Source organism: Flavobacterium sp. 5 (assembly GCF_002813295.1).
Taxonomy (GTDB): domain Bacteria; phylum Bacteroidota; class Bacteroidia; order Flavobacteriales; family Flavobacteriaceae; genus Flavobacterium.
Window position 1 is genome coordinate 1,134,238 of record NZ_PHUE01000001.1, and the last position, 14,174, is coordinate 1,148,411.

A 14,174-nucleotide genomic window follows, 5' to 3' on the forward strand; every position below is an offset into this window, starting at 1 on the left:
AAATATCATGACAAACAAAGACATTTCAAATATAGAAGATATTCAACTATTAGTTAACACCTTTTACTCAACAGTGCAAAAAGACGAATTGATTGGCGCCATTTTTAATGAAAAAATAGGTGACCGATGGCCAGAACATTTGGAAAAAATGTATCGTTTTTGGCAAACAATTTTACTCGAAGAACATACTTATTCTGGAAGTCCTTTTCCTCCGCACAGACAGCTTCCCGTTGAGAAAAAACACTTTAACCACTGGATGGAAATTTTCACACAAACCGTAGATAGTTTATTTGTAGGACCATTAGCTGAAGAAGCCAAATTAAGAGGAGCTAATATGGCTGAAATGTTTAATTATAAAATTGAATATTTCAGGCACGAAGGGAAACACCCGCTTTTATAAAAAACTAAGTTAATGTTCTTGAACTACTCAGAAAGCAAAAGAAACCATATAAAAAATATTTATTACTTTTAACAAATGAAAAAACGGTTGCACATATTTATCATAATTCTAACGCTTGGCTTCTTTCTTTTGCCAGCTTTGACTTATGCATGTGGGACTAAATCAGAAAAAGATTGTTGCAAAAAAGAAGTTTCTTCAAAATCCGAAAAGAAAGAATGCAGCAAAAACAATCATTCAAAAGATAAAAGCGACAACTGTGGTGGAAAATGTGGGCATACAAACTGTACAACTTCATCTGTAAATTTCAGTATAATTTCGTTTTCCGAAATTGAATTCAAAGACAATAATTTTGATTTTTCAGATGAAAAATCAAAATTTTATGATTCAGAAACCTTTATTACTTCAGGTTTTACTTCTGTTTGGCTACCGCCAAAAATAAAATAATTTTAAACTATGACAGCCATAGGTCTGCCTTATTGAAAGCAACCACATTCCTTTCAAAATTATTTATTTACAAAAAATAGTGTCAAAAAAAGGGAAAAGAAATTCATAAGATCTTTTCACCATAAAACATTAATATGAAACAAAGTATTTAAATACTTTGTTTTCAAAAAACATAAAATCATGAGAAAATCAACATCAAAATTATTGGTAGCAATTACAATAATGTTATCAATTATAGCAAGCTATGCACAAAATACAAAAACTAAAACACAAAACGCGAGCGATAGTGAACAAGCAGAGCAAACAGATCAACTTGCAGCAGTTTTCAATAATTATTTTGCCATAAAAGATGCTTTAGTAAAAACAGATGGAGCAATGGCTTCAGCAAAATCAACATTAATGCTTTCGGCAATAAATGCAGTGAAAATGGACAAATTAGAAATGAAAGTTCATATGGTTTGGATGAAAGTTATTGCTGATTTAAAAGAAGATGCCGAACATATTTCGGATACAAAAGATGCAAAACACCAAAGAGATCATTTTAATACACTTTCAAAAAACATTTATGCACTAATAAAAGCATCAAAACAAACAACTCCAACCTATTACCAATTTTGCCCAATGGCAAACAAAGGCAAAGGAGCAAATTGGCTAAGCAAAGAAAGTGCCATCAAAAATCCTTATTATGGATCAATGATGCTGACTTGTGGCAAAACGGTTGAAACTTTAAAATAATTTCATTAAAATGGAAGTAAAAAAAAATAAAAACATAAGACTGCTATCAACTATAGCAATCTTATGTTTTATTTCGACATCCCTTTTTTCACAAAAAATTGTTCGATATGACCTTTACGTTCGCGATACGATCGTAAATTTTGGAAACAGCTCCAAACACGCATTTGCTGTAAATGGTCAGATTCCGATGCCAACCTTAACTTTCACAGAAGGAGATATAGCCGAAATTTATGTACACAATGAATTAAAAGAAAACACTGCCCTGCATTGGCACGGATTATTTCTACCAAATAAAGAAGATGGTGTTCCTTATTTAACGCAAATGCCAATCGCACCAAATACAACACATAAATACAGTTTTCCGATTATTCAAAACGGAACCTATTGGTACCATAGTCATTCTGGACTTCAGGAACAAATTGGTCTATATGGGCTTTTTATCATAAACAAAAAGAAAGGTGATTCTACTTTTAGAAAAGACATAGATGATTTACCAACGATTCCGATTATTTTGAGCGAATGGACTGATTTAAAACCAGAAAACGTTCAACGGATGCTGCACAATGCTAATGATTGGTTTGCTATAAAAAAAGGAACGACTCAAAGTTATGCAGAAGCCATAAAACAAGGACATTTTTCGACTAAAATCACAAATGAATGGAAACGGATGAATGCCATGGATGTGAGCGATGTTTATTATGAGACATTTTTAATTAATGGTAAAAATGAAGAGCAACTTTCTCAATTTAAACCTGGTGAAAAAGTCAGACTTCGAATTGCAAACGGAGGTGCTTCAAGTTATTTTTGGCTTACTTATGGAGGCGGAAAAATAACAGTTGTTGCCAGCGATGGTAATGATGTTCAACCCGTAGAAGTGGATCGTCTGATTATCGCCGTTTCGGAAACTTATGATGTCGTGGTTACGATTCCTCAAGACAAAAAATCCTTTGCATTCTTAGCGACTGCTGAAGACAGAACAGGGTCGGCTTCTTTATTTTTAGGCGATGGTATTAAACAGCCTGTTGCCCATCTTTCGAAATTAAAATATTTTGATGGAATGAAGATGATGAACGATATGATGAAAATGAATGGTGAGATGAACGATATGGATATGAATATGTCATTGAATAAAATGGACATGAATTCTGTAATGTATCCCGAAATCACAGGTGAAGATGAATATTCAAAAGCAACAAATCATTCGGATCATACTATGGAAAACATGAACATGTCAAATGATAGTACCGAAACTGCAGATATAATTACTTTGAATTATGGAATGCTAAAATCTCCAACCAAAACAAATCTTCCGAAAGAGGCGAATGTAAAAGAATTGCGTTTTGAATTATCAGGAAACATGAACCGCTATGTCTGGAGTTTAGACAATAAAGTAATTTCTGAAACCGATAAAATCTTAATTAAGAAAGGAGAAAACGTTCGGATTGTACTGTATAATGGATCAATGATGCGTCATCCTATGCATTTACACGGGCATGATTTCAGAATCTTGAACGAGCATGGTGATTACTCACCATTAAAAAACGTCATTGATATTATGCCTATGGAAACCGACACTATCGAATTTCAGGCAAATGCTGATGGCGATTGGTTTTTTCATTGTCATATTTTATATCATATGATGGCAGGAATGGGGCGTATTTTTAGTTATGAAAATTCGGCTCCGAATCCGTTAATTCCTGATCCGAAAATGGCTTATAAAATGTTAAAAATGGACGATCGTATGTTTCATTTTATGGCAGAAAATGATTTTGCTTCCAATGGAAATGATGGAGAAGCTATGTTTAGCAATACGCGCTGGAGCATAGGAACTGAATGGAGATTGGGTTACAATGATCATCATGGTTATGAAACCGAAACACATATTGGCCGCTATATTGGAAAAATGCAATGGATTATGCCATTCGTTGGCTTTGATTGGCGCTACCGAAAGATGGAGGATGGAGAAACTGAACAAAATGTTTTTGGACAAACTAATACTAAAGATAATCGCTCTGTTTTTAGTGCAGGACTTGAATATGTTTTACCAATGCTTATAAAAGCACAAGCAGAGATTTTTACTGATGGAAATGTAAGACTGCAATTAATGCGAAACGATATTCCAATCTCTAAAAGAGTGCGAATGACCCTAATGTGGAATACTGATAAAGAATATATGGCAGGTTTAAAATACATCATAAAAAGAAACTTTGGTATAACTACACATTACGACAGCGACATGGGAATAGGTTTGGGAATTAATTTGAATTATTAAATCCTATACAAATACTTGAATAGTATTCTTTTAAAACCCTATCAACCCTAGCCCGGATAGCAGTGAAAATCCTTTTTGTATAAAATCTATTTTTTTGTAGCTAATGCAGAGCGACCAACGGAAGCTCCTGCAATAGCTTACAAAAAATGATTTTATACAAAAAGATTGAAACGAATAGCCGGAATAGCTTCAAATACCTTTCGCTATAAATTTAGCATAAAACGAAGGTGAAAACAGGATAAAATTGTAAATTTGCTAAAACTATATCGTTTTCGTTATGAACTCAAAAATAAAAAGCAATCCTCTTTTAGATCGATTACCAAAGCATTTAAAGCAATTTATAAAACCTCAAGATTACAGCGATTACACTCCTATTAATCAAGCGGTTTGGCGTTATGTAATGCGCAAAAATGTAAATTATCTTTCGAAAGTAGCACATAGTTCTTATTTGGATGGTTTGAAAAAAACAGGGATTGAAGTCGATAATATTCCGAGTATGTATGGAATGAATCGCATACTAAGTGAAATTGGATGGGCTGCGGTGGCGGTGGATGGTTTTATTCCGCCGAATGCATTTATGGAATTTCAGGCGTATAATGTTTTGGTAATTGCTTCCGATATTCGTCAGCTCGAACATATAGAATATACTCCTGCACCAGACATTATTCATGAAGGTGCCGGACACGCACCCATTATTGCCAATCCGGAATATGCAGAATATCTGCGCCGTTTTGGAGAAATAGGATGCAAAGCCATTTCCTCACATAAAGATTATGAAATGTACGAGGCTATTCGATTGCTTTCTATTTTGAAAGAAGCTGAAGGAACTCCGCAAAACGAAATTCAAGCTGCTGAAAAAGCAGTGGAAGACCTGCAAAACAATATGGGTGAATTATCTGAAATGGCTCAAATTCGGAATCTGCACTGGTGGACAGTAGAATATGGCTTAATAGGAACTTTGGAAAACCCCAAAATATATGGCGCTGGATTGCTGTCCTCTATTGGCGAAAGCGCTTGGTGTATGACGGATAACGTCAAGAAAATCCCTTATGATTTTTCGGCTGTAAATCAGAGTTTTGATATAACCAAATTACAGCCTCAGCTGTATGTTACTCCCGATTTTACTTATTTGAGTTTGATTCTGGAAGAGTTTGCTAATACTATGGCTTTGAGAACTGGAGGTTTATCGGGTATTCAAAAGCTGATTCATTCCAAAGCGTTGGGAACTGCTGAATTGAGTACTGGTTTACAAATTTCAGGAGTTTTTACAAATGTTATTGAAGAACATGGAAAACCAATTTACTTTCAAACCACAGGAAAAACGGCGCTGTCATATCGTGAAAAAGAATTAGTTGGGCATGGAACTGATACCCATCCAGAAGGTTTTGGCAGTCCGATAGGAAAATTAAAAGGAATCAATTTGGCCATTGAAGACATGAGCCCTAGAGATTTACAAGCCTATAACATTTATGAAGGTCAAACCGCTACACTTGAATTTGAAGGTGATATAAAAGTGGTTGGAGAAATCGTTACTGGAAAGAGAAATCTGCACGGAGAAATTATTCTGATTTGTTTTAAAAACTGTACCGTAACTCACGGAGACACTGTTTTATTTAAACCAGAATGGGGAAATTATGATATGGCTGTAGGCAAAAAACTGGTTTCGGCTTTCTCTGGACCAGCTGATGTGAGCAGTTTTGATTTGATTTTGCACGTTCCTTCGAGCAAAACCATTAAAGCTAAACAAACTGCCGAAAGAGATGATTTGGAAATATTGTATCAAACTGTAAGAAACATTCGTGAATCTAACGACACTTCAACTTCTCTTGAGCCAATCTTCACAAAACTCCAAGAAGAACATCCAAATGACTGGTTGCTTTCTATAGAACTCATTGAACTTTTGAATACACGAAATGAAACAGTTTTAATGCAACAAGTGATTTTACATTTAGAAAACTTAAAAAAACAACGTCCCGAAATCAAAAAATTAATTTCGAATGGATTGGAATTGATTTTTGAAAACGAAGAGACTACTCACTAAATGATATAAAAACGAATTTCACGAATTAACACAGATTATAATTATTTTGTCCATTCGTGAAATTTGTGTTTTAAATATTTTATAACTTCAAACCCTGTTGAAGTGCTTTTTCGTTTTCTATTACTTTACCGTTGTATTCTAGCTTCCAACCCATTGTATTAGTCAGAATCAAAATCTTGGAAAGTTCGCTTATCAAACGATTTTGAGCATTGGATTTCAAGGATGATTTGTCGATTTTCTTAGCAAGATTTGCCTTTACCGATTTATTGATTTTATTGTAATCATCGCCAGTAAAAGGATTCATTTGGCTTTGTTGTACATCATAATATTTTATATCTGGACTTATCTTGATTTCTTCTTTTGGAATACTTATAATGGTAATGATTTTGTTTGCCTCGTCAATATCGTATTTAAGTTGATGCAAATCATATGAAACTGCAACATCGGCATTGACAATGACAATTGCTTTTTTTTCAAAAGAAAGCATATCCATCATGTACTTTTGCTGGTTTTTATAGGTAATCACTTCTGAAAAATGACCTTCAGTAACCACCAATTTACCCACATTCACAATTTGCTGTTGAATCAAATTTGTATTGTACTCTAAGGATGAATCATCTCCTTTTTTGAACTCACAAAATTTGAAAGCCAAAATCACAGCGATTACAATTCCAACTACGGCTAAAATTCTTTTGAGCATATTTTGCATTCTATAATATTATTTAGACCAATTTACTTCTTTTTTTCAAAAGACAAATTAAGTGTTTTATGTTTTTTTTAAAAAGGATATCCAATGGCAATATTAAGCATCAAGTTATCTTTTCTCCAAGTACTACTTCCAAAATCAATATTATCAATTACCCAACGATCATTTTCGGACAACCAAGGTTTTCTTAACGGTATTGCCAAATCAGTTCTTAAAATCAAAAAAGAGAAATCAAATCGTAAGCCTGCTCCAGCGCCCACAGCGATATCTTTCATAAAATCTTTAGAAATTTCGGCTCCAGGTTTATTAGGATCTGCATTTAAGAGCCAAATATTTCCAGCATCTACAAACAATGCTCCATTAACTACACTGAACAATTTTGCTCTGTATTCACTACTGAACTCTAATTTCAAGTCACCCGCTTGATCTGGTAAGTATGAATTTGTTGTGACTGTATTGAAATAACTTCCCGGACCAAGTGTTCTGGCTCTAAAAGCACGAATACTATTGGTTCCTCCTGATACAAATTGTTTTGATGTTGGCATAACATTCGAATTTCCGTATGGCAATCCGATTCCAACAATAATTCTACTTGCCAATTGTGTTTCTTTACTTAGCTTTATGTAATGACGAAAATCTGTCTTAAATTTTACATATTGACTAAGCGGCACATTAAATATCTTTACAGTATCCTTCTTTTTGATATTCGCTCCTGTTAGTAAACCTGTTATGTTTCCTGCCAAATCTAATTCTCCATTAAAATAGATAGTATGTTTTTTTCGCTTTTGCATCGTATTGGTGTAAGTGTACGAATACGTAGGTCCAAAGATCAGCTGTTTTTCGATGACTTTCCCCAAAGCTGCATCTTCATCTATATCTTCCTGATATTCAGCTGTTACATTATTTGGACTTACATAGGTAATATCCATAATATTTAACTGATGTTCTTTTCGAGCACTTTCTCTCCATAAATAACCAAAAGATGCATTAAAAGAATTTAGCGAATACAATTGGGTTCTGTTTTGAAATTCATATCGAACCGTGGCTTTAGTTCTAGGGACAAACTCACTATTTCCTTGGATATTAAATGGAGTAATAAATCTTGGCCATGTCAGACTGGTTTCAGTTCCCAGTTTATATATGTTTTTTCCGTTATTTTCTCCTCCAAGCTGAAAATCTGCACCGCCAAAAACAGATACAGTAAGCAGTTCAGCTCCTCCAAATAGATTTCGGTTATTCCAGTTTACATTAATTTCAGAACCTGTATAACTTGCAGAATTCGTTTTGCCTACAACTTCAACACGAATAAATTTTTTAGGCAAGAGTGTCAAATAATAATAGGAATCTAAAGTGTTTTTTATACTATCCGAAGTTTTGAATTCATTTTTCACAAAGCTGAATGTTCCCAGATTCACAAAACGATTCAGTGTAAGATTATGATCTTTCCGATTATAAAAGTCGCCCTTTTTGAAAAGTATTGCTCTGTCAAAAACTCTGGGATTAAAAGTGTCAGCCGTATCAATAATAGTAAAATCGTTGTATTGAACAATGTCTTCTTTTTTATATTTTACAGTATCTTTTGAAACCGAAAAATTTGGATATACTACAATTTTATCAATCTTATAAGCGATTTTGGCTTTTTCGGGCATTTCATCTTTTATTTTTAATTTGATGTTTACCTGATAATCACCCTTTGTACTATCTACCTGAGCCAAAATATAATCTGGGTTAAAATAGTAAAACCCTCTTTCTTTTAATCTGGCATCAATACGTTCCCGTTCGTTTTTTATAACATCCAGATCGTATGCATTTCCCTCTTTCAATAATGATCTTCGGCTTGTTTTTGCAATTGCTTTTCCTAAAGCAGAAGAATCATCAGGAAATTTTACTTCTTTTATTTTGTATTGTTTTCTTGGCTGAATGATATATTCTGCTGTTACTCTTTTATTTCTCACAGTAGAATCGGCACTGACTCTGTTTTTAAAATAACCACGGTTTTCTGCAAAACTTCTTAAAACAGCTGCGTTATAATCTAAACCAACTTTACTAAAAAGCACAGGAGGCTCCCCAACTTTATTTCTTAGCCAATGTCTTATACCTTTATCTTTTTTAGGTTCGCCAGCTATATTGTAGATCCATAATTTAGGACGCAAGCCTAGTATTTTTTTATTCGGTTTAGGCCGTAACAATTCTTCCAGTGCTTTCTCCAGTTCTTTTCTTTCTTTCTTTTTCATAGTGGAATCCTTTACTGTTACAGAACCTCCTGTGTACAGTAAATCACCTTCTGGCAAATATTTAGTATTGCTACATCCAAAAACAAAAAATATGGACAGCACTATAAAATATTTTATATATCTAATTTTCATATTGCTATGTTTTTTGCTCATTTTCAATTTGATCTTTCTTTTCTTCTTTTGCCTTTTCTTCTTTTTCTTTGAGTTTTCTTCTTTCTTTAAATATTTTTTCTTGCGCAATCATTAGTTTTTCAGCATCCGTACGATGAAATAGTTCTCTGAATTTATTGTAACTCATCGTGATAACAAAAGCTACTCCCGTTTCTATTACCTGACCTTCAACCGCTACCTGATATTCATTTTTGCGATAAGCGCGAACCATATATCTGCCGTCTCTTGTAAGTTGATAATCTAAAGAAACATCACCGGCAATATTTGTAGTTTCTTCATTGGCACGCTCTTTTCCTTCAACACCAAAACTGCTTCCTACAGTAACTTTTAGTCGGTCATCAAGCAGTTTTTTTGAAACTGCGACATTAAGATCCGTTCTGTTTTCCATTGATCCGGAAGTATAATCATCTGTTGATTCTAAATCAAAGTCTAACTCAAATCCTTTTACTAATTCTCCGGCAAGATCATTTAATTGCTGAGAAAGTATTTTACTCACACTTTGTCTTGCTAAAGATTCTGCATTGGTTCCGCCACTTTCACTTGCAAAAGGATTTTCGCCAACAAAACGGTTTAATAATAAAAGTGCAAAAACTTGTTTGTTTAATTCTGCTGGTTCTTGTCTGAGCTGTTCCAATTTTGTCTGAGAGGCCGACACAATATCTGATGAAACTCCATAATTCCCGTCAGGAAGTTTAATATCAAATGTGATTTCGGGTTTGAGCAATTCACCATTCATTTTCAATAAAGTCTGAAACGGAATTTTTTGCTTGTATGTATTTTTGACTGTCGTGCTTACATCTCCTCCCAATTGGTTTCCGAGTAAATCAATTGGAGCCGCATTCATTTTATAAATTGCTGTAATATTTAAGGTTGCCAAAGTTGGTTCTCCATTCCATACAATATAGCTTCCTTGTTGAATTTCAAATTTTCTTCGAATGGCATTAAAATTCATTTCATAAGCTCCGTCAGAAACTTCATATTTCCCTGTAAGAGTTGTTTTTCCTGAAGGGTCAATTCCTCCAGTAAGTTCAGCTTCACCCTTTAGATTAAGGTAATCACCATTTCCTTTATCAATAATCAATGTAAGTTCAGCTTCTTTAACTAAAGAAATATCAACGCTTACATTCATACCAATCAAATCTGACTGATTCAATTTTTTCTTCATCTCAGCAGTTTGTTTCAGATATAAATTATCTTCATCAACAAACTCTACAATTCCTTCTCTGTCTGCAATTGAAGGGTCGGATTGAGGTAAAACAACTGTAAATTTAGTTTCCTTATTTATTTTAATATTTCCGCCTACAATAGGATTTTCGAGTGTTCCTTTTATGTCTAATTGTGTGTCTAAAAATAAATCTCCGTAAAACAAATCATTATCCGAAGCTTTAGAATGTATTGCTCTAAAATCATCAGCCAATACTTTTAAATCAAAATTATAATTTCTAAAATCTGGAGATTGGATTGTACCGCTTAGAGCCAATTTATTATCATTTTCATCATAAAGTGTAAAAGTGTCAAACGTAATTACATCATTGCTGAAAGTGATTTTTTCATTCTCTGTTTTAAAATAAGAATTCAGTTTTGTAATTCTAAAACCAGAATCATTAAAATTTAACTCTCCTGCAACTTTCGGTGTTGCGGTATTTCCTGTGATTTTGAAATTTCCTGATAAAAACCCTGTTCCATCGCTAACATTCCCCATTGAAAAACCCTGAATACTTTTAATGTTCAATTTATTGATGTCTACATTCAAATCTAAATTTCCATCACTAATTTTGTAATTTCCATTAAGATTTACATCGTTTCCTTCTCCACTTAAAACTACATTTGCAACAAGTGTATTTGTAGTTTTGTTATCTACTTTTATTTCCAGATTTCCAACAGGTTCTCCTCTAAAAGCAAAATTATCAACTTTTATATCCGAAGTAAAAATGGGTGATGTCATTGCATTTTCGACAACTGCATTCCCATTGATTAACCCCTGCATCAAGAGCTTATCTTTTTTGACGATGTTCAGAATAGTTTCAATTTTGAAATTCACAAAATCAACCTGAATGGGCGCATTGTTCTGTGGTCCTTGAGATTGTATTTTAAGTTCGTTACCTGAATTATCTAAGAAAAACTTATTAATGTATAATCTGTTATCTCCAAACTCAATTGCATTTTCAGGATTAATATTCCATTTGTCATAATTAAGCACGAAATTATCAGAATTGATTTTCAGGATATTTTTGGCATCCTGACGTAGAAATTCTCCAGCGATGACGTACTGTTCTTTGTCTTTGGTATCTTTTACCTGCAAGGCATACGTAAGAATATTATTTTCTACTTTTCCGGATAAACTCGTAAATGGAACTTTCAATTCACCGCTTTCAATCGTTGCTACTGAAATTTGATATTCTAAAGCATTTTCTTTGGCTTCAATATTTATTTTGCCATCGGCAATTGTATTATTGGCATATACAATTCTTGGAATCGTTCCTTTTATTTCTAAAGAATCTGCCACATTATTATACTTTCCAGTAATTTTAATAGGTTCCAGACCAGTTAATTTAGGCAGGATTTTAAAAAGTATTGGATCATTATCTACCGTCAATGTAAAAGCTAATCGCTGTTCATCTGATTCGCTATTAACTTTTGGATTTTGTAAATCCATATACTTTGACAATGATTTTTTTATTGCTGATGCTAATGTGGTTAGTTTGTATTTCCCATCAACTTCAGTTTTCAAGAACTGTGAAGATATTTTGATATTGTTTCGGGTATTGTCCGAAAAAGCAATTACGCGAATAGAATCTAAAACTATTGGTTCAGCATCCTGCAAAATCTGAACATTCGAAAGAAACACTTTTCCGTTAAGGAAATCAGGATTACTATTGGCAATATCAGCATCTACATTTCCGCGTAATTTCATTGGACCAGCGTGAAGATTCAGCTTTTCTAAATCGGCTATATCGAGATTTAATTTGAGTTTTATCGCTGGGTATTTATCTTTTGTATTTCCGCTTGCTGTAAGATTAAAATTTAAATTTGGATCTTTCATTCCTAATTTTACTGCAAAAGATCCATTTTTGATATTTCCTTTTAAAGATAAATCTTTATAGGTATACCGATTAAATACTGCTTTTTGAACAATTCCATCTAATTCTGCTTGAGCCGTTTTCGGATCTAGACCTTTGCTTTTTACTTTCGCTTTAAGCGTAATTTTTCCGATCGAATCATTTTTTATTAATCGGCCTAAATCGAAATCCTGTAAATAAACCAATGCATCATATTTCTCTTGTTTTTTGATTCGCTGGTCAAAAAAAGCATCTACTTTTGCATTTCCAAAACTGCTGTTTAAAGCCAAATTGGTTTTGAAATTCTGAACTGTTCCTTTGAATTTTCCTTGTACATTAAACTGTGTTGGCAATTGAATATTCTTTGGAATCGTTCCTGTAGGCACAAAAGAATATACATCTTTGGAAGTGCTCGACAATTTTCTGATATTCAAATCATAATATGCCTTTTGACCATTTGGCAGGCCAATAATTTTTCCTGACATTGAAACTCTTGTATTCCCAATTCCGCTCATTTCGAATAAAGGAATATTCAGGTTTTTTATTTTTCCGTTCAATCGGGTATTCAAATACAAAACCGCATTTGGATTACTTTTAAACGGATTTGTCTTTTGTAAATCCGGAGCGAATAATAAAATATCTTTAAAACCGATTTTAGATTGATTTAAATTGGCATCCAAAGTAAGATTGGCAATATCCTTCTTTAATGCATTAAGTGACGGATATGTTACTCTGATTTTATTCTGAAGAAGCGTTTGGGGAGTTCTCAAATACAAATCATTCAGATAGGCATTTTTAGGTCCATAAAAGAAATCTGTTTTTAAAGCCTGAATCTGTAAACCTCTTTTTTCAGTTACAGCCAAAGATTTTATATTTCCGGAAATTGTATCATTCCCATATGATAGATTCTCCGCTTTTAAATTAAATGTATTCAATTCGAGATGATTGTAATCAATTCCTTTTGGCGTAGGTTTCGACTCCATGTTATCAAATTTGAAAGCGACATTTTGTATATCAACATCATTCAGTTTTACTTTCCAACCCGTTTGTTTGATTGCGGTTGAATCTAAATCAGGTGTTTTAATTTGTTTGTCTTTTACACCCAATCGTAGATTTCCTTTTAGATTTTTTAATTCGAAAACATCAAAATCCAAAAGCTGTTTATTCAAATCAATTTCATTAACGGCTAATTCCAAAGTACCCAAACGTATTCCTGAATCCAATTTGGAATCTTTATTATCATAAGAAATATCAATTTTTGACAGGTTGATTTTTCCTAGTTTTAACTTGAAGTCTTTCCTTTTCGAAATTGTATCAGCTGTTTTCACAGAGACTTCAGCAATTTTTTCGACAGCATCCTGATTCAAAACTAATTTCAATCCGTTTAAATTAATCTTCGGAATATTGAAATCCATTTTATCCAAATCAAACTCCTTGAATTTAGTATCAAAATGAGTCAGTTTTACGCGAATATCATTTTTAGTAAAATCATCATTATAATTGAATTTGACATTATCTAGATTTACTTTTACAACCGATATTTTGAATGGCTTACTACTGGGATCTTTTGGTTCATTCGATTCAAAAGCTTTTATAATATAATAGAAATTGAAAACTCCCTCTTTATTTCTTGAAATATTGGCAGTTGTATTCGTCAGGGAAATAGAATTTATTTCGAGTTCACTGTTTATCAATTTAAATAGATCGACATCAACTTCTAAGCGATTTCCAGCCAGTAAAATATCTTTTTTTTGATCTTCAAAATAAAAACCTTCAAGAACAACATCTTTAGGGAATTTAATCGAAATGTGATCTAAAGCAACTTTGGTTTTTATTTTTCCGTGCAGATAAGTAACAGCTTTGTCTTTAACAAAATTCTGAACTGACGGAACCTGAATTAAAATTATAAGAAGTAATAAAATCGCAACTATTGAAGCCACGCACCAAAGGAATACGCGTAGTGTTTTTTTCAGAAAATGAATTTGTTTTGTATTCATAGCTCAATAAAACACGGTTAGATTAAAGTTGCATTATAAAAATTATTGTCATATATATTACAATTTACAAAATTGTAAAAAATATACTTCAACAATTTACATAATTACTCCCAAT

8 protein-coding genes are annotated in these 14,174 nt (G+C 33.0%); 5 read left to right on the forward strand and 3 right to left on the reverse strand.

The window, feature by feature from the left end; genetic code table 11:
• The first annotated feature begins 7 nt into the window (after nt 1-7).
• The 5 genes from CLU82_RS04625 (at nt 8) to CLU82_RS04645 (ending at nt 5,892) form a co-directional block, all read left to right on the forward strand.
• Nucleotides 8-400, forward strand: a complete 393-nt coding sequence (locus tag CLU82_RS04625; RefSeq protein WP_100841985.1) for a group III truncated hemoglobin — start codon at nt 8-10, stop codon at nt 398-400.
• A 75-nt stretch (nt 401-475) separates the two neighbouring features.
• The gene (locus tag CLU82_RS04630) at nt 476-844 is read left to right on the forward strand and encodes a hypothetical protein (protein ID WP_100841986.1); all 369 of its coding nucleotides are present in this window, start codon (nt 476-478) and stop codon (nt 842-844) included.
• A gap of 180 nt (nt 845-1,024) precedes the next feature.
• Nucleotides 1,025-1,579 carry a DUF3347 domain-containing protein gene (locus CLU82_RS04635; RefSeq protein ID WP_100841987.1) on the forward strand — a complete coding sequence of 185 codons (555 nt, stop codon included), beginning with the start codon at nt 1,025-1,027 and terminating at the stop codon, nt 1,577-1,579.
• Nucleotides 1,580-1,589: 10 nt separating this feature from the next.
• Complete coding sequence (locus tag CLU82_RS04640) at nt 1,590-3,851, forward strand: multicopper oxidase domain-containing protein (protein ID WP_100841988.1); 2,262 nt, start codon at nt 1,590-1,592, stop codon at nt 3,849-3,851.
• Nucleotides 3,852-4,128: 277 nt separating this feature from the next.
• The gene (locus CLU82_RS04645; RefSeq protein WP_100841989.1) at nt 4,129-5,892 is read left to right on the forward strand and encodes an aromatic amino acid hydroxylase; all 1,764 of its coding nucleotides are present in this window, start codon (nt 4,129-4,131) and stop codon (nt 5,890-5,892) included.
• Nucleotides 5,893-5,971: 79 nt separating this feature from the next.
• Here CLU82_RS04645 and CLU82_RS04650 read toward each other — a convergent pair whose 3' ends face one another.
• From CLU82_RS04650 to CLU82_RS04660, 3 genes are all read right to left on the reverse strand, one after another.
• Nucleotides 5,972-6,592, reverse strand: coding sequence for a DUF4230 domain-containing protein (locus CLU82_RS04650; protein ID WP_100844935.1), 621 nt, complete (start codon nt 6,590-6,592; stop codon nt 5,972-5,974).
• A gap of 77 nt (nt 6,593-6,669) precedes the next feature.
• The gene (locus CLU82_RS04655) at nt 6,670-8,964 is read right to left on the reverse strand and encodes a BamA/TamA family outer membrane protein (protein ID WP_232735213.1); all 2,295 of its coding nucleotides are present in this window, start codon (nt 8,962-8,964) and stop codon (nt 6,670-6,672) included.
• A 4-nt stretch (nt 8,965-8,968) separates the two neighbouring features.
• Entirely contained in the window at nt 8,969-14,059 is a 5,091-nt protein-coding gene (locus tag CLU82_RS04660) for a translocation/assembly module TamB (RefSeq protein WP_100841990.1), read from the reverse strand.
• Nucleotides 14,060-14,174: the final 115 nt, after the last annotated feature.